The following is a 17,371-nucleotide window of genomic DNA, read 5'->3' as shown; positions in this document are numbered from 1 at the left end:
CATGGCCAAGGAGAGTAAGATTATCACCAATCTCAAATCTGTCCGCGAATCCATTGGTATGACCCAGCAGGAGCTGGCTGATCGCATTGGTATACGACGCGAGACGATTCTGCATCTGGAAAATAACCGTTACAATCCCTCGTTGGAGATGGCCCTCAAAATTGCTCAGGTTTTTAATTTGCAGGTGGAAGAACTTTTCCAACTAAAAGAAAAAGGAGAAAAATCATGAAACAACTGATTTGCCCTCACTGTGGTTCAGAGAAATTTATCACTTGCCAACAGCCTAAAGGCTATGCTGGCATCACTTCCGTAGATAAAAAGATTACTTTTAATGGACAAACCCTTTATCACGACATTTGCAAACACTGCGGTACTGTAGTGCGAAGCTATGTAAAAGATGTGGAGAAATTATCTTAAAAGAAAATCAGATGCTTGAAATAGATGAGCATTGAATATAAATGAAGTGCTAGAAATTTGGTTACTCCTGTGCAAGGTGAAATAACCTTGACCCGAAACCAGACTCATTTTAATCAGTTAAAATTCAGTTTATTTCATCGAAAATAAAAGAAAAGCCTTTGAAACGTTGATTTCAAGGGCTTTCTTGATGTCAATGATTTCATTTTTCTCCTATCTATTTCTATGAAAGACTTGAAGTAAGTAGAAAAATATCTTAAAAATGGTATAATATGAGCGACTATTTACAGAGAATAAAATTTATAGAGGTGTTCCATTGGAAAATTGTGTTTATATCATTTCAGGTCCTCCAGGCGTTGGAAAAAGTACGGTCAGCAAAGAATTAGTTTACTCTTTTGACAAAAGTGCGGTGATAGAAGGCGACATGATCTACTTAATGATTAAAAGCGGCCTAGTAGCACCTTGGGAGGACGATGGTTATTACATGGATTTGTTTTGGGATAATATCATCAGTCTGACCGATAATTTCATGGCCCGAGGCATTACAGTCATCATAGAATATGTCATATTTGAGGAACAACTGAAGAAAATCGCGGAGTTCTTAAAGGCAAGACAGATAAACTTAAAATACTGCGTCTTGTTAGCAGAAGAAGAAACGCTTAGAGCCCGAGATTCTTCCAGAGAAGAAATTGAAAGAACAGGCGATTTATCTATCCAGTCAAGAAATGAGTTTTTAACTAAAAATATTGAGGAACATCATTTGCTGTATACAGATGATTTGGACGTCAAAGAAACAGCACATATCATAAAAACTTCGGATAGATTTTTGGTTGATTAAATTGAGCTTGATAGTTGGAAAGTAGAAAGTAAAGAGATAAGACGGGTTTACAAGCTGGCAAGTAGATTGATTGTATGACAAATTTGAATTTATTAAGGTGTGCATATGAAAGAAAAAAGACCTGATTTTGGAGATATAAAATCATTTGAAGAATTTAATAGATACTATTGGTATCGAGAAGAACTTTCACAAATTTGTAAGTCCCTTGGATTAGAGTATAGATGTACGAAGCAAGAATTGAACTATATTATCGAACAATATTTTAGGGGAAATAAAGTAGAAAAATTTTTGAGTAAAGGAAACAAAAGTCAAGTCGAAGTGATAACCTTGGAGACTCCGTTACTTAACTGTGGTTTTTCTTTTAACCAAAAATTTCGAGATTATTTTTCAGCTGTAACAGGGATTAGTCCCTTTAAATTTAGCGCTGATATGGCAACGGCTTGGCGAAAAGTAAAAAGGGATAAAGATATAAAATTCACTATTCAAGATATGATTAAAATATATTATGGCGAGTCAGATTATGCCAAGTATGATAGTTCGGCTTGCCAATGGAATCAGTTTCTAAAAGACTTTTGTTTAGATGAATTGAGCGATTGTTATTCTAATAAGTTAAAAGTTGCAGCTATTCTCTGGAAAGAAGTTAGAAACTCGACACATGAAAAAGTTTACTCACGGGAACTTTTAAAAAAGTATGAATCTAAACTAGAGGAATACCGTAAGTAAATAGGTTCCAGCTTGTCGAGCTGAATAAAGCTGTATACATTAATTTATATACTATTTTATTATAATACAATAATAAAATAGATGTTGGAGCAAGCATAGAAAAAAGAGGAGCCTCGTAATGAAGTTCCTCTTACTTTTGATTGTCCGAATCAATATTCTCATTTTAAATAAAGGTAGTGAAAAAGGTAGTCATTCAGTTGATTTATATTGCGATGTACTGAATTCAAGAAAAAGAAAAAACGCTTGAAATCAGCGTTTTTCTTCTGTATTGATTCGTAGTGAACCCTTACTTAACCTCTGTAAACACAACGTGTTTGCGAAGTTTTGGTGAGTATTTCTTCAATTGAAGACGGTCTGGAGTGTTACGTTTGTTTTTAGAAGTAAGGTACAAGCGTTCACCAGATGCTTTGTGTTCAAGTGTGATATTTACGCGCATGATAACTCCCTTCTATTATTCTGCTGCAGCAGCTTTAGCGATCTTACGTCCTTTGTAGTATCCTTTGAGGGACACGCGGTGAGAACGTGAGTAATCTCCAGTAGTTTCGTCAAAGTTTACAGATGGAGCTGTTACTTTGTAGTGTGTACGACGTTTGTTTTTCTTCGCTTTTGAGGTGCGACGTGCAGGTACTGCCATTTTAGTTTCTCCTTTTAGAATGTAATTCGATGCAATCTCATGATTTTCATCAACTTTAACAGTATATCAAATCTTTTTTGTAAAGTAAAGTTACTTGACAGATTTTTTTGATTTTCTTTTTGGGAATGGCAGAGCTAGTTGCTAAAGGGGTGTTGCTTAGCAGATAAGGCTGGCACACCTAGTTCTTGTTTTTCAAAAATTCTGAAAATTTAAAAATTTCCCTCTGTAAAAGTGGGTGAAAGTGTGCTATAATAAGGGTTACAAGAAATAGAGCAAGGAAAGGGAAAGATATGACAGATAAGGTAGATACACGCCACAGAAGCAAGATTTATGACAGTATGGTCAAATCTCCCAACCGTGCCATGTTGCGGGCGACGGGGATGACGGATAAGGACTTTGAGACTCCGATTGTCGGAGTGATTTCGACTTGGGCGGAAAATACACCTTGTAACATTCACCTGCATGACTTTGGTAAGCTAGCCAAGGAAGGAGTGAAGGACCAAGGTGCTTGGCCAGTTCAGTTCGGTACGATTACCGTTGCGGACGGGATTGCCATGGGGACACCGGGAATGCGCTTCTCTCTAACGTCACGCGACATCATCGCAGACTCCATCGAAGCTGCCATGGGCGGACACAATGTGGATGCCTTCGTCGCTATCGGGGGCTGTGATAAGAATATGCCTGGTTCCATGATTGCCATCGCTAACATGGATATCCCAGCTATTTTCGCTTACGGAGGAACCATTGCACCGGGAAATCTTGACGGGAAGGACATCGACTTGGTTTCCGTCTTTGAAGGAATCGGGAAGTGGAATCATGGCGATTTGACCGCTGATGAAGTGCGCCGCATTGAGTGTAACGCTTGCCCTGGACCTGGCGGCTGTGGCGGTATGTACACGGCTAATACTATGGCGACAGCCATTGAAGTCCTTGGTATGAGCTTGCCGGGGTCCTCTTCTCACCCAGCAGAGTCCCAAGATAAGAAAGACGATATCGTGGAAGCTGGCCGAGCAGTTGTTCGGATGTTGGAAATGGGGCTCAAACCTTCTGACATTTTGACCCGCGAAGCCTTTGAAGATGCCATTACAGTGACCATGGCTCTAGGGGGCTCTACCAATGCTACTCTTCACTTATTAGCTATTGCCCATGCGGCCAATGTGGAGCTGACGCTGGATGATTTCAATGTCATTCAGGAGCGTGTGCCGCATTTGGCGGATCTGAAACCATCTGGTCAGTATGTCTTCCAAGACCTATACAATGTCGGTGGTGTGCCTGCCGTTATGAAATATCTCTTGGCTAACGGCTTCTTGCATGGTGACCGCATCACTTGTACAGGTAAGACTGTGGCTGAAAATCTGGCAGAATTTGCCGATCTGACACCAGGTCAAAAGGTCATTATGCCGCTTGAAAATCCTAAGCGTGCGGATGGTCCACTGATTATCTTGCATGGTAATCTGGCTCCAGACGGCGCTGTTGCCAAGGTTTCTGGGGTTAAGGTGCGTCGCCATGTCGGACCAGCCAAGGTCTTTGACTCAGAAGAGGCTGCTATTGATGCAGTGCTGGCCGATGAAGTAGTAGATGGTGATGTTGTCGTGGTTCGTTATGTTGGACCAAAGGGAGGTCCTGGTATGCCGGAAATGCTGTCACTTTCTTCTATCATTGTCGGGAAAGGGCAGGGAGATAAGGTCGCTCTCTTGACAGACGGCCGCTTTTCAGGTGGTACTTACGGTTTGGTTGTTGGGCATATTGCTCCGGAAGCTCAGGATGGCGGGCCGATTGCTTACCTTCGCACTGGCGATATGGTCACGGTTGACCAAGACACCAAGGAAATTTCCATGGCAGTCTCTGATGAAGAGTTCGCGAAACGCAAGGCAGAAACGACTATTCCACCGCTTTACAGCCGCGGAGTGCTGGGCAAATACGCCCATCTGGTATCTTCTGCAGCCAAAGGTGCTGTTACCGACTTTTGGAAACCAGAAGAGACAGGTAAAAAGTAAGCAATACTACATAAGATGACAAAACCGCTCGAAAATGTTTCGGGCGGTTGTTTTTGTTAGGTTTAGAAAGTCGTTTAATGGGATAAATGAGGCTAGAAAACTAGCTAAGCAGAGATAGTCTATCTCGGACTAATCCCCAGCGCAATACGGCCGAAGCGGCTGATACGGGTGATTTTCCAAGCGGGGGACCAAGTGACTTCAACAGAGACGGTTTCGATGCCTTCGATTTTCTTGAGAGACTCGACAATCTCGATAGGAACAGTTTCGGTACAGCTGCAGGCTGTATCAGTAAAAGTCATGACAATCTTGCAGTGACCAGCCTCATCGAGGTTAATTTCATAGATGAGACCGAGATTGTAGACGTCCAGTTCGACCTCGGGATCGTAGATGGTTTCGAGTTTCTTGATTAATTCCTCTTGGATGGCTGCAGCGCGATCGTTGATTTTGATATCCTCTCTCATTCTCGGTCCTTCTTCCTATTTTGAATTGGTCTTATTTTCTCATAATTCTGACAATTTTTCAAGAAATTTTTAGTAAATGAAAAGGGATTTAGTCCTTATGGAGGAAAAATCCTCTTTTGGCTCCTCAAAATGATGGACTTATGGTAAAATATAGGTACTAAAGAAGGCGGAGGTCAGAAGATGAAATTACAAAAACCCAAAGGAACACAGGACATTCTTCCTCAGGAATCTGCCAAGTGGCAATATGTAGAAGACTTTGCCCGCAAGACATTTAGAAAATACAATTACGGCGAAATCCGCACGCCGATTTTTGAGCATTATGAGGTAATTAGTCGCTCGGTCGGAGATACGACAGACATCGTTACCAAGGAAATGTATGACTTTTATGACAAGGGGGATCGTCATATCACGCTGCGTCCGGAAGGGACAGCACCTGTGGTGCGTTCTTATGTAGAGAATAAGCTTTTTGCCCCTGAGGTGCAAAAGCCGGTCAAGGTCTACTATATGGGCTCTATGTTCCGCTATGAGCGGCCTCAGGCTGGTCGTTTGCGGGAGTTTCACCAGATTGGTGCGGAGTGCTTTGGTTCTAATAATCCTGCGACAGATGTAGAGATGATTGCCATGGCTGCCCAATTTTTCAAGGATATCGGTATCACTAATGTCAGCTTGGAGCTTAACTCGCTGGGGAATCCTGAGAGCAGATCTGCTTACCGTCAGGCCTTGATTGATTATCTGACCCCACTAAAGGCTAGCCTATCAGCAGATAGCCAACGTCGCTTGGAGGAGAATCCGCTGCGCGTGCTGGATTCCAAAGAGCCCGAAGACAAGGCGGCAGTAGAAGGTGCGCCGTCAATCCTAGACTATCTGGATGAAGAGAGCAGCGCCTACTTTGCGGCTGTTCGCTCCATGCTGGAGACACTGCAGATTCCTTATGTCATTAATACCAATATGGTTCGCGGACTGGATTACTACAACCACACGATTTTCGAGTTTACGACAGAGGTGGCTGGCAGCCAGCTGACCATCTGTGCCGGTGGCCGTTATGACGGGCTGGTTGCCTACTTTGGCGGTCCTGAAACACCGGCTGTCGGCTTTGGCATGGGCTTGGAACGCTTACTTCTGGTGTTGGATAAGCAGGGAGTGGAGTTGCCGATTGAGGCTGGTTTGGATGTTTATGTCGCTGTTTTAGGGGCTAGCGCCAATGGCAGTGCTTTGGAGCTGGTACAGGCTCTTCGCGCACAAGGATTTGCAGCAGAACGTGACTACCTAGACCGCAAGCTCAAGGCCCAGTTCAAGTCAGCTGATAACTTTAAAGCTAAAATCCTTATCACACTAGGTGAAAGTGAAGTTGAAAGCAATCAGGTGACTGTGAAAAATAACACAACACGTCAAGAAGTGACAGTTGATTTGGATAAAATAAAGGCTGATTTCCAAAGGGTATTTGAGGAGTTGGGTTTTTAAACTTTCCGAGAGTTTCAGCATCTTTTGATGTGAAGAAATAGGAAGCAGGCAGTTAAGGAAGTTATGAGAAAAATTTTGTTGTATTCGTTTATCCAAGGTTTGGCCATCTTTGTGATTGCGGGGCTGCTGGCTTATGTGGTGAGAGGAGACTTCTTCTTTCGTTACCTAGCGCCCATCTTCGGACTTGCTGCGGCTGTTTTTCGCTTTTTTACTTCCATGATTGTCAAGAGTTTGGCGCCGACTATTTATCAGGAAGAAGATAAAAAATAGTTTTTTCGACTATCACATACACTTTAATCCGAGTCATCCGCTCGGATTTTTATACTTTATGAAAAAGCAGTCTTTTTCTGAAAAATGCTCACTTTCCCTGCCTCTTTGTGGTAAAATAGTAAAAGAATTAAAATTTTGGAGAGTAAGAATGAAACGTTCAATGTATGCGGGACGTGTTCGTAGTGAGCATGTCGGTCAGGAAATCACTTTGAAAGGTTGGGTTGCCCGCCGTCGCGATTTAGGGGGCTTGATTTTTATTGATCTGCGTGACCGTGAGGGGATTATGCAGCTGGTCATCAATCCTGAGAGTGTCCCAGCAGAAGTTATGAAGACTGCTGAGAGTTTGCGCAGCGAGTTTGTCATTGAGGTGACTGGTAAGGTAGCCGCGCGTGAGCAGGCCAACGACAAGCTGGCTACAGGAAGTGTAGAGCTTCACGTGGACAGTCTGATGGTACTGAATACTGCTAAAACCACTCCTTTTGAGATTAAGGACGGAATTGAAGCCAACGATGATACGCGCTTGCGCTATCGTTATTTAGACTTGCGCCGGCCAGAAATGCTGGACAATCTCAAATTGCGTGCCAAAGTGACCCATTCCATTCGCAATTATTTGGACGAGCTGGAGTTTATCGATGTGGAGACACCGTTTTTGACCAAGTCAACGCCTGAAGGGGCGCGTGATTATTTGGTGCCGAGCCGGGTTAACCAATGTCATTTCTATGCCCTGCCTCAAAGCCCACAGATTACCAAGCAGCTTTTGATGAATGCTGGTTTTGACCGTTATTACCAGATTGTCAAGTGTTTCCGAGACGAGGACTTGCGTGGAGACCGTCAGCCAGAGTTTACACAGGTTGACTTGGAAACTTCTTTCCTATCGGAGCAGGAAATCCAAGACATTACAGAAGGCTTGATTGCCCGTGTCATGAAGGAAACCAAGGACATTGAAGTTGCCTTGCCTTTCCCACGGATGAAATATGATGACGCTTTGGCTCTTTATGGTAGTGACAAGCCAGATACTCGTTTTGAAATGTTGTTGCAGGACTTGACAGATCTTGTCAAGGGAATTGATTTTAAAGTCTTTTCTGAAGCACCAGCTGTCAAGGCGATTGTGGTGAAAAATGCTGCTGATAAATACTCACGTAAGGATATTGATAAGCTGACAGAGCAAGCGAAGCAGCATGGAGCCAAGGGCCTTGCTTGGATCAAATTCACTGGCGGAGAGCTGACTGGCCCTGTCGCTAAGTTCTTGACAGACCTGTCAAGCCAATTGACAGCTACTTTACAGCTTGAAGAAAATGATTTGGTCCTCTTTGTAGCAGATACTTTGGAGGTTGCCAATGCTGCACTGGGCGCTCTTCGTGTCCGTTTGGGCAAGGAGTTAGGCTTGATTGACCCTGCTGAGTTTAACTACTTGTGGGTGGTAGATTGGCCGATGTTTGAGTGGTCTGAAGAAGAAGGCCGCTACATGAGTGCCCACCATCCATTTACCCTGCCACAAGACCAAACAGCCCATGAGTTGGAAGGAGATTTGAGCAAGGTGCGGGCCATTGCCTACGATATCGTACTCAATGGCTACGAACTAGGTGGCGGTAGTTTACGGATCAATCAAAAAGATTTGCAGGAACGCATGTTTAAGGCTTTAGGCTTCTCAGCTGAGGAAGCTCAGGAGCAGTTCGGCTTTCTCCTAGAAGCGATGGACTACGGTTTCCCACCGCATGGAGGTCTGGCCTTAGGTTTGGATCGCTTTGTAATGATCCTTGCTGGAGAAGAAAATATTCGTGAAGTCATTGCTTTTCCTAAGAATAACAAGGCTTCTGACCCGATGACTCAAGCGCCAAGCATAGTCGCTCCTGCTCAATTAGAGGAATTAAGTTTACAAGTAGAAGTTCATGAAAAAGACTAAGTATTATAAACGCTTTCGCTTCTATATCCGCAGACTTGCTTATAATTTTAAATTACTACAAGTCTTGAGAAGTATTTCCAGAGAAAAATATGCTGAAAAGATCTCGGCTTCTGTGCTCTACGGTTTTTTATCCGCCGTCGCAGTTAATTTCTTTTTTCAACCGGGGCATGTTTACTCAAGCGGAGCAACAGGTCTAGCGCAGATTGTTACTGCTCTCAGTACCCGATTTCTGGGTTTCACTATTCCGGTTTCCGTTACCTTTTATGCGATTAATATTCCGCTGATGATTTTGGCTTGGTACCAAATCGGGCATAAGTTTACGGTCTTTACTTTTATCACAGTTTCAATGAGCTCGCTTTTTATTCAGTTTGTTCCAGAAGTGACGCTGACGACCAATCCTATCATCAATGCGCTTTTTGGGGGTGTCGTCATGGGAGCGGGGATTGGCTTTGCTCTCAAGTCAAGTATTTCGAGCGGAGGCACAGATATTGTCAGTCTGACCATTCGCAAGAGGACAGGCCGCAATGTCGGCAGTATTTCCTTGATTGTGAATGGGATTATTATGCTGATTGCTGGTCTGACTTTTGGTTGGGAATACGCTCTATACTCGATGATTACCATTTTTGTATCCAGTCGAGTGACCGATGCGGTCTTTACCAAGCAAAAGCGGATGCAGGCCATGATTATTACCAGCCATCCGGAAAGAGTGATTGATAAGATTCACAATAAACTGCACCGTGGAGCAACCATTATCAATGGAGCTGAGGGAACCTATAACCACGAACAAAAGGCGGTTTTGATTACAGTAATTACGCGTGCTGAGTTTAATGAATTTAAGTACATCATGAATCAGATAGATCCGACAGCGTTTGTCTCCGTGTCTGATAATGTACACATCTTGGGAAGATTTGTAGAAGAATAGAATCTTTGTAACTGTTTTCTGACAGCAAATCTAAGGCATTTAATCATTTCGATATTGATTAAAATAATGACCGCGCTTTTCTCCAATATAAAAGACGTTTTCTTTCTCATCCGGATGACTCGGAATGGAAAGAGAACGCCTTTTTGTATTTTCATTATTTCAACACAATGACTTGTTTGGCAGCAAGAGTGTAGGACTTAGCCGATGGAAGAATGGATTTTTTCAACCCAATCTGCGGATACTGAACAAATAATTCTTGCTTGTATTGGTTATCATATACGACTTCTTCATTTGAGAAGTTTATAACAATCGTCATTTGTTGTTTGCCTTGCTGAATGCGATATTCGACAAGAGTAGGGCTGAGCCATTCTACTTTACAGGCTTTTTTGATAGCCTTACTTGTAGCTAGGTGAAGCAGGGGATTGATTTTGCGGAATTCAATCAACCTTTGTAAAAACTCAATGTCTTCCTGATAGTGCAGGGAGCGAATCCAGTCTAGTTTGTTGATTTCATCAGGTTGATCATAGCTGTTGTCAATCAAATTTTTGGTGCGGAAGAATTCTTGACCGCTATGGATAAAGGGAACTCCCTGAGCAAGCAGAACAAGGTGCAGAGCTAAACGAGAATTGGCCAATCGGTTTCTGAGAGTGATTTCTGGATTCAGCAGATCGAAATAGTCAAAGACAGTTGCGTTGTCATGACACTCTACGTAGTTAATAGCCTGTGAAGGACTGATAAAGTGAGGTGTGCCGCTCAATCCGATATTCGCTGTTAGGATATTTTCCATTTGATTGGCTGATTGTTCATCCTCTGCCCTCTTTCCTTGAGCAATGGTTTGTTTTATAGTATTGCGGAAGTTATCGCTAAAGAAACCGTAGTCGGGCAGTTGTTCAGCATTGAATTGATGGGCTAGTAATTCGGTGTCATAGCCAGTGTCCATTTGCCATCCTTCACCGTACAGATGGATATTTGGATAAAGCGCTTTGAGTTCCTGAGCAATTTCTTGCATGGTTTGAATATCAAGGATTCCCATGAGGTCAAAGCGGAAGCCATCAAAGCCATAGAGACTGATCCACTGCTTAACGGATTGCTTAATGTAACGTCTGACCATAGCTTTTTCGCTGGCCACATCATTTCCGCAGAAAGTTCCATTTGTACGAAAACCAATAGCATTTAAGCGATAGAAATATCCGGGAACAATTTTTTCAAAAGCATAGCTGTCGGCATCATAAACGTGATTGTAAACCACATCCATAATAACGCTGATATCTGCTTGATGATAGGTCTCAATGGCCTGTTGCAATTCAAAAATTCGATTATAGGGATCGTGTGGATTGGTGGCAAAGCTCCCATCAGGGACATTGTACTGTACAGGGTCATATCCCCAGTTGTAGACTAATTCAGGATGTTTCTCATCTACACTGCCAAAATCATACAAAGGCATCAACTGGACGTGGGTAATTCCTAGATCTTGGAGGTATTGCAGACCGAAATAATGACCATCTATTTCCGGGGATTCAGTCAGGGAATTGAACTTACCTGGTTGGGAAAAACCAGCTTCCTTTTGCATAGAAAAATCCCGAACACTCATTTCATAGATGATGGCATCAGTTGGTTTCACCTGTGTTTTAGCACGATGGATTGTTTTTTTTATTTTATTCTGGTCAATAACAAAACTATTGCCGGAATTGGCATCGGATGATAGAGCGTAAGGATCGTGAACTTCTACCCACTTTCCATTTATTTTATGGAGATAGAAGTAAGACTGTCCTTCCAGATCTCCTGCTACCTGAGTGTACCACGTCCCTCTTTTCTGACGTTCCAAGGGATAAACTCTGGATTTGATATGAAGATGAACTTTTTCAGAAAGTGGAGCCCAAAGTTTAAATTCAGTAGCATTCTTGCTATAATGTGCTCCTAAATCTTCACCAGCATAATCAAATAACTCATCAAAGATTGGTTTTTGGACAATGTGTCGATACTGGAGAATCGTATGATTCCGGTCCTGATCGTATATGGTATAAATTTTTGTCAGGTCAATTGGCTCATTGGCTGAGACAGTATAGATAATCCGCTGTTCCTGATTGTTAATACTTTTAATCGTTAATGGGCTCGACCCATGCCGATCTTCAAGAGTGAAATGGATAGAATAGGCGTCGAAGGTTTTGGCCAATTCAATAGTGATGATATTCTCGTCATCTAAATAGGCTTGAAAGGTGCGAAATGCCATAATTTCTCCTTAACGGGTGATGATAGTATGTTGGATAAGTTGACGGTAACAAATGTGCTTATTTTCTTTACTGTCTTTGATAATTTGAAAAAGGGTACGGAACGATTCCTTACCGAGTTCGATAGCGTTTATATCTATGTAAGCCTCTACATCAATACGCGGTTTGATAGAGTCAAAGGTGATAATCGGTAATTGCTGGTCTTTATCTTTGAGATACTGGAGGGCTCCTTCTGCAGCCATACTGTCGGATGTTACAAATGCTTCAATCTCGTTGATTGGCATTTTTTCCATACTTTTATAGATACTATCCTCCAACAAAAAACCAAAAGAAAATTTCACTAGACTTTCATTCAGAGGAATAGCTGCTTCCTTAAGAGCCTGTTTGTAGCCGGCAAAACGGTCTTGAGAGACGACCAGTTCTTTATTCCCAGCTAGAAATGCAATTTTCCGGTAACCTTGATCAATAAAATATTTAGTCGCATCGTAGCCAGCCTTGATGTTGTCATTATCTACTAGAGAGATAAATGGCAACACGGCTTTCCCTAAGATAAGGAAGGGGAATTGATTGCTTACTGCAAACTCAACCAGCGGGTCGTTGGGCTTAGAATAAAGGAAGATCAAACCGTCTACGCGTTTCCCGAAGATCATTTGTTTGATATTTTCTAAGCGATGTTTTTCGTCCTGCCCAGTGCTAAGCTGAATGGCATAGTCGTAGTCCGAAGCGACTTGTGAAATGCCTCGTAGGACAGTTGGAAAGAATGGGTTTTGGTAAAAAACATCCGAATCATCTGGCAGGACCAGACCGATGACCTGGGTTGACTGACTGACCAGACTTCTGGCGTTGAGATTTGGATGATAGTCTAGCTCTTTCATAGCAGCGCGGACGCGCTTTTTAGTCTCATCACTGATGGTTGATTTGTTTTGTACGACGCGTGTCACTGTTGAGGGAGACACGCCTGCTAATTTCGCTACTTCTTTAATCGTAACGCGCATAATAACCTCCTAATTTCTGAAATCCTCATCGCGGAAATGTGTTTTGTAAAAAATAATCACTAAATAAAGAACAAACAAGATGTTTTGTACGGTGATAATCGTAGGCAGACTTTGTCCAAATAATCCACAAACCAGTCCGATGATAGTTGGCAATCCAAAGCAGTTGAGGATGAAATGATAGCATTCTTTAAAGGTTTTAAAAGAAAATAGCCGTGATTTCTTGGTCAGATAGAGCAGGAAGGAAGCACCGAGTGCCAGAAAGGCAAAGTTGATACTAAAGAGGAAACCTGCAGAGAGGACTAGAAAGAGGCTGACAACCAAGCGGTTTTGTTGGAACCAGTCTGCAGAAATTGCTTTGGTCAGGGCTTCTTTACTTTTCAGAGCTTTTTGATCAATGGCTTGATAGCGGATATTGGCCAGTTCTTTGCCTTCTTTAGTGATTTTGAGATTTTCTTTGTCGAAGTAAAGCGTCAGTTCCTTGCCTAATTTTAGTTCCTCGTGATGGCCGATAATGACGGTCCCAGCGGCATTGCGATGAATGCCTTCAGGATTTTCAGTGGTCAGTATGTGGTCTTTCATCTGAGCGTGATGGTCAAAGTCAATCATCACGTCTTCATCCAAAGTGTCAAAAGCCTTGTCAACAAAGGTATCCAGAGCATAGCTCGTCAAAGACGCTGTCTGAATCGCCACAGGAATCAAAGATAGAGAAATCAAAAAGACGCTGGTAAAGATGAGCTGGAACCAGCTGAGCATGCGACGATTAGCGAAGGTTTTTCTAAAACCAATCAAGCTCGAAAAATAATTAAAAGGATAAGGTAACATAGCTGTCTCTTTCTAAAATTACAATCAGGTGGTGGCCAATAAAGAACTTATTGGCTGCCATATAACTATAATCGTTTTAAAACAAAAACAGGGTGGGACAAGATTATCCCTTGTCTCCACCACTTGTTAAACCAGATACAAAATTCTTTTGCAGGAAGAAGAAGAGAATACAGATTGGAAGGGCAGTAAGAATCGCACCGGCAGCAAAGAAGGCAATTTTTTGATTCTTGACATCGCTGACGAAGGTACGAAGACCAACTGCAACCGTATAAAATTCTTTTTCACGAAGAAGGAAGCTGGAGAGGATGTAGTCTCCGAAAGGTCCCATGAAAGCCCAGAGAGCTTGCACAGCAATCATTGGACGAACGAGAGGCAGGACAATCTGCCAGAAGCGTCTGAAATGACCAGCGCCATCTAATTTAGCTGATTCATCCAGAGACATAGGAACTGTATCGAAGTAGCCTTTCATCAACCAAGCATTCATTGGAATACCACCACCCACATAAAGGAAGATGAGGAACCAGCTTTGGTTGAGGGCGTTGAGCATCAGTGCCATAACGAAGAAGGCGGTCAGAGCTGCAATCGTTGGCACCATTTGGATAATCAAGAAGAAGACCAAACTTTGCTTTCTTGCGATGAAATTATAACGGCTGTAAGCATAACCTGCAAGTACCACTATACTAGTTTGGACAACCATTGTCAAGACGGCGATGATAATGGTATTAAAGTACCAGGTGCCGTAAAGAGTCTCTGAGAAGAGACGAGAGAAGTTGTCCAGACTGAAGTTGATATCTGTGTCTAGCTTGAAGGCCACGACATTCCCCGTCTTGAAAGCCGACATAATCGTGATCAAGAGCGGATAGAGAATGATAATGGAAAGCACTACAAGGTAGAGATAGGTCAAGCTGTGGTTGATAAAACGTTTAAATTTAACAGAACTATTCATCTTATACATCCTCCATATCAAATGCGTGTAGTTTCTTGAAGGCAATCATAGAGATAGAGATGACGATGATGGAGATGATGAGGGTAACGGCCGCCGCCATTGAATACTGCGGTGCTGTACCTGTAGTCAAACGATAAATCCAAGAGATAAGGATATCGGTTGAACCGGCTCCTCCACCGACGCTACCAGGACCACCTGCATTGAAGAGGTAGATGATTGAGAAGTTATTAAAGTTAAAGGTGTATTGACTGATCAAAGTTGGTGCCGCAACCGCCAAGATCATCGGGAAAGTGATGCTGCGGAATTTCTGCCAAGCATTGGCTCCGTCGATGTAGGCTGCTTCGTAAAGGTCATTTGGAATGGACTGCAAAATACCCAAGGTTAGGACATAGATATAAGGGAATCCAAGCCAACCTTGCATCATGATAAGGGCAATCTTAGTCCAAGTCGGATCAGTCTTCCACGGAATCAGATGTCCATCCAAGAAAGGAAGAACTTTGCTGAGAAGCGGGATGACCTGAGTATTGATGGCCCCGATACTATCGTTGAACATATTTGAGAAGGTCAAGATAGTGATAAAGGCTGGAACAGCCCAAGGAAGCAAGAAGATAACACCGAAAATCCGTTTTCCTTTGATGAATGGCTGGTTAGCAATAATAGCAGTAAAAATACCGACTACGATTTGTAGAGTAGAGGCTGCCAACGCCCAGATGATGGTCCAAGTCAAGACAGAACCAAAGGCAGCACGGAAGGTGCTCAGTTGCCAAATGTTAGCAAAGTTGGTAAAGCCAACCCAATCCAACAGTTTATTTGGTGGCAAGTGTTTGAAATCATAGTTTGTAAAGGCGATCAAGAGTGTCACCAAGACAGGGAAAATGATTGCAAAGGTCATCGCAAGGTAGGAAGGAATGATGAGCAAGTAAGGGAAGCCATTTTCGTAGATTCCGTTCGTCATTTCCTTTAAGGTAGTGTGAACAGGGTAGTCATTATTCCACTGCTTAGCAACCGTACGGGCATCTTTCAAATTGAAGCCATAGAAAATCAGGAAAAATATCACGAGGATGAGATGGAAGGCACCACGAATCAGCATGAAGAGTGAATTATCACCGCGTACTTCCCCAAGAGTGATGAGATTTTCAATTTCTGGCAGGGCAATAGCTACAAAATAAGCTAAGAATGCAACAGTAACCCCAAGAAAGATGTATCCTTTGGCTTTTTGATCATTATAGATTTGCCCCAACCCTGGAATGAGGGAGCGCAACATGGCTTGTTTGGGATCTTTTTTTGTCATTGTAGTCTCCTTAAGATACGAGAAAGATTGAGGAATTGCACAAATACAATCCCTAATCCGAGTTTTGCTTATTAGAATATGAGGCAATCAGAGCAGAAGCCCTATTCTATCAAACAAGGGGTAGGGAAAATTCCCACCCCTCTATTTAAGCTTGTTTATTAGTTACCAAATTTTTGATCGATTGTTTCCTTGATCAATTTAACAGCATCTTCAGCAGAAGTCTTAGCGTCTTTCTTGCCACTTACAGCATCAAAGAGCATGTTTTTAGCTGGATCCCAAACAGTACTCATTTCAGAGATGTTTGGCATTGGTTCTGCAGATTTAAATTGTTTAACAACCGCGTCTGTCAATTCATCTTTCTTGCTTACAGCATATTCGCGTGCTTCTGTGTTAGCAGGAACTTCGTTTGTTGCATCGTAAAGAGCTTTTTGTTGTGCAGTTGATGCAAGGAAGTTAACGAATTTTTGTGCGCCTTCAATGTTCTTAGAACCAGCAGGGATAACCCAAGCTTTACCACCACCGAAGGCTTTGTAGTCTTTGCCGTTTGGAAGGGTAGGGATAGTAGCTACACCGTAGTTTACTTTAGCTTCTTTGAGAGCTGCAGCTTTCCAAGGACCATCAATAATTGCTGCAGTTTTTCCGTTTTGGAATTGAGTTTGAATCAGGTTAGCAGCACCTTCGGTATCTTGCATACCTTTAGGCCATTTTTCATACCAAGATTTAGCGTATTCAATTCCTTTGATAGAACCTTCGTTAGCCAAGCCTACATCTTTAGGATCAGTACCGTCTTTACCAAAGACATAAGCGCCATTTCCTGAAAGGAGACCATAAGCATAGTAGAAGTTTGTCCAGTCAGCAAGGAAAGCAGATGTTTTACCTTCTTCGCCTTCAAAAGCGTACTTGCTGTCTTTTGCCAATTCTTCAACTTCAGCAAAAGTTGTTGGAGCTTTTTGGATCAAGTCTTTGTTGTAGTACATTACCAAAGTTTCGATAACAGCAGGAGCACCATAAGTAGTTCCATCAATTGTTACAAGAGATTTAGTAGTGTTATCAGTCTTAGCTTCCTTTTCTAGCTCAACTTCTGAAAGTTGTCCATCTGCACCAAGGCTTCCTACGCGGTCGTACGGAGCCATCATAACATCTGGGGATTTGCCAGATTGGTTGTCGAGTGAAAGGTTGTCAAGACCTGTAAGGGCGTCACCTGTTTTGATTGTAACTTTAGTGCCAGTTTCTTTTTCATAAGCTTTGGCAACTTCTTCCATGTAGCTCTTGTAGCCTTCATCTACATAAGCTGTAATTTCGTTGCTTGCAGCAGCATCTTTATTAGAAGACTTGCTTCCGCAGGCCGCCAAAAGTAAACCAGCTAAAGTAACGGTTCCTAACACAGCCACGCTCTTTAACACTCTATTTTTCATGATTATTCCTCCTAAAGAATAAAAAAATGTAATGATTTCTAAGAAAGCGGT

Annotated in this window: 18 protein-coding genes; 9 read left to right on the top strand and 9 right to left on the bottom strand. The window is 42.5% G+C overall.

The window, feature by feature from the left end; genetic code table 11:
- The first annotated feature begins 1 nt into the window (after position 1).
- From FZ952_RS05405 to FZ952_RS05385, 4 genes are all read left to right on the top strand, one after another.
- Positions 2-229: a helix-turn-helix transcriptional regulator gene (locus FZ952_RS05405; RefSeq protein WP_062201543.1), complete on the top strand. Its 228-nt coding sequence runs from the start codon at positions 2-4 to the stop codon at positions 227-229.
- A complete protein-coding gene (locus tag FZ952_RS05400; protein ID WP_062201541.1) occupies positions 226-417 on the top strand; it encodes a hypothetical protein in 192 nt (63 codons plus the stop codon). Before FZ952_RS05405 ends, FZ952_RS05400 begins: the two co-directional genes overlap by 4 nt.
- A gap of 313 nt (positions 418-730) precedes the next feature.
- Positions 731-1,252: an AAA family ATPase gene (locus FZ952_RS05395; RefSeq protein ID WP_148880892.1), complete on the top strand. Its 522-nt coding sequence runs from the start codon at positions 731-733 to the stop codon at positions 1,250-1,252.
- 105 nt (positions 1,253-1,357) lie between these two features.
- Positions 1,358-1,975, top strand: coding sequence for an SAP domain-containing protein (locus tag FZ952_RS05385; protein ID WP_148880891.1), 618 nt, complete (start codon positions 1,358-1,360; stop codon positions 1,973-1,975).
- 286 nt (positions 1,976-2,261) lie between these two features.
- Here the strand turns inward: FZ952_RS05385 and rpmG are convergent, their stop codons facing one another.
- Together rpmG and rpmF are read right to left on the bottom strand one after the other, a co-directional pair.
- The gene (gene rpmG / locus FZ952_RS05380; RefSeq protein WP_003026692.1) at positions 2,262-2,411 is read right to left on the bottom strand and encodes a 50S ribosomal protein L33; all 150 of its coding nucleotides are present in this window, start codon (positions 2,409-2,411) and stop codon (positions 2,262-2,264) included.
- 15 nt (positions 2,412-2,426) lie between these two features.
- Entirely contained in the window at positions 2,427-2,609 is a 183-nt protein-coding gene (gene rpmF / locus FZ952_RS05375) for a 50S ribosomal protein L32 (protein WP_000290416.1), read from the bottom strand.
- Positions 2,610-2,899: 290 nt separating this feature from the next.
- On the opposite strand from rpmF, the gene ilvD reads away from it, so the two are divergent.
- Positions 2,900-4,606: a dihydroxy-acid dehydratase gene (ilvD, locus tag FZ952_RS05370; protein WP_148880890.1), complete on the top strand. Its 1,707-nt coding sequence runs from the start codon at positions 2,900-2,902 to the stop codon at positions 4,604-4,606.
- Between the two features lie 119 nt (positions 4,607-4,725).
- Here ilvD and FZ952_RS05365 read toward each other — a convergent pair whose 3' ends face one another.
- Complete coding sequence (locus FZ952_RS05365; RefSeq protein WP_148880889.1) at positions 4,726-5,067, bottom strand: metal-sulfur cluster assembly factor; 342 nt, start codon at positions 5,065-5,067, stop codon at positions 4,726-4,728.
- Between the two features lie 180 nt (positions 5,068-5,247).
- Between FZ952_RS05365 and hisS the strand changes: the two genes are divergently transcribed.
- The 4 genes from hisS to FZ952_RS05345 all read left to right on the top strand — a co-directional run bounded on the left by hisS (position 5,248) and on the right by FZ952_RS05345 (position 9,623).
- Positions 5,248-6,528, top strand: coding sequence for a histidine--tRNA ligase (hisS, locus tag FZ952_RS05360; RefSeq protein ID WP_148880888.1), 1,281 nt, complete (start codon positions 5,248-5,250; stop codon positions 6,526-6,528).
- Positions 6,529-6,591: 63 nt separating this feature from the next.
- Positions 6,592-6,798: a hypothetical protein gene (locus FZ952_RS05355; protein WP_148880887.1), complete on the top strand. Its 207-nt coding sequence runs from the start codon at positions 6,592-6,594 to the stop codon at positions 6,796-6,798.
- Between the two features lie 148 nt (positions 6,799-6,946).
- Entirely contained in the window at positions 6,947-8,701 is a 1,755-nt protein-coding gene (gene aspS / locus FZ952_RS05350) for an aspartate--tRNA ligase (protein WP_148880886.1), read from the top strand.
- A complete protein-coding gene (locus FZ952_RS05345; protein ID WP_148880885.1) occupies positions 8,688-9,623 on the top strand; it encodes a YitT family protein in 936 nt (311 codons plus the stop codon). Before aspS ends, FZ952_RS05345 begins: the two co-directional genes overlap by 14 nt.
- Positions 9,624-9,777: 154 nt before the next feature.
- Here the strand turns inward: FZ952_RS05345 and pulA are convergent, their stop codons facing one another.
- From pulA to FZ952_RS05315, 6 genes are all read right to left on the bottom strand, one after another.
- Positions 9,778-11,853: a type I pullulanase gene (pulA, locus tag FZ952_RS05340; RefSeq protein WP_148880884.1), complete on the bottom strand. Its 2,076-nt coding sequence runs from the start codon at positions 11,851-11,853 to the stop codon at positions 9,778-9,780.
- Positions 11,854-11,862: 9 nt separating this feature from the next.
- Positions 11,863-12,846: a LacI family DNA-binding transcriptional regulator gene (locus FZ952_RS05335; RefSeq protein ID WP_148880883.1), complete on the bottom strand. Its 984-nt coding sequence runs from the start codon at positions 12,844-12,846 to the stop codon at positions 11,863-11,865.
- Positions 12,847-12,855: 9 nt separating this feature from the next.
- Positions 12,856-13,668: a DUF1189 family protein gene (locus tag FZ952_RS05330; protein WP_148880882.1), complete on the bottom strand. Its 813-nt coding sequence runs from the start codon at positions 13,666-13,668 to the stop codon at positions 12,856-12,858.
- Between the two features lie 103 nt (positions 13,669-13,771).
- Positions 13,772-14,614: a sugar ABC transporter permease gene (locus tag FZ952_RS05325; RefSeq protein WP_148880881.1), complete on the bottom strand. Its 843-nt coding sequence runs from the start codon at positions 14,612-14,614 to the stop codon at positions 13,772-13,774.
- Between the two features lies 1 nt (position 14,615).
- On the bottom strand, positions 14,616-15,905 hold the full coding sequence (locus FZ952_RS05320) for a carbohydrate ABC transporter permease (protein ID WP_062201504.1): 1,290 nt from the start codon (positions 15,903-15,905) through the stop codon (positions 14,616-14,618).
- A 158-nt stretch (positions 15,906-16,063) separates the two neighbouring features.
- Positions 16,064-17,320, bottom strand: a complete 1,257-nt coding sequence (locus FZ952_RS05315) for an extracellular solute-binding protein (RefSeq protein WP_148880880.1) — start codon at positions 17,318-17,320, stop codon at positions 16,064-16,066.
- Between the last annotated feature and the right edge of the window lie 51 nt (positions 17,321-17,371).

The sequence above is a fragment of the Streptococcus sp. Marseille-P7376 genome, assembly GCF_902460385.1.
GTDB lineage: Bacteria > Bacillota > Bacilli > Lactobacillales > Streptococcaceae > Streptococcus > Streptococcus sinensis.
This window is presented reverse-complemented; position numbering and strand designations above follow the sequence as displayed.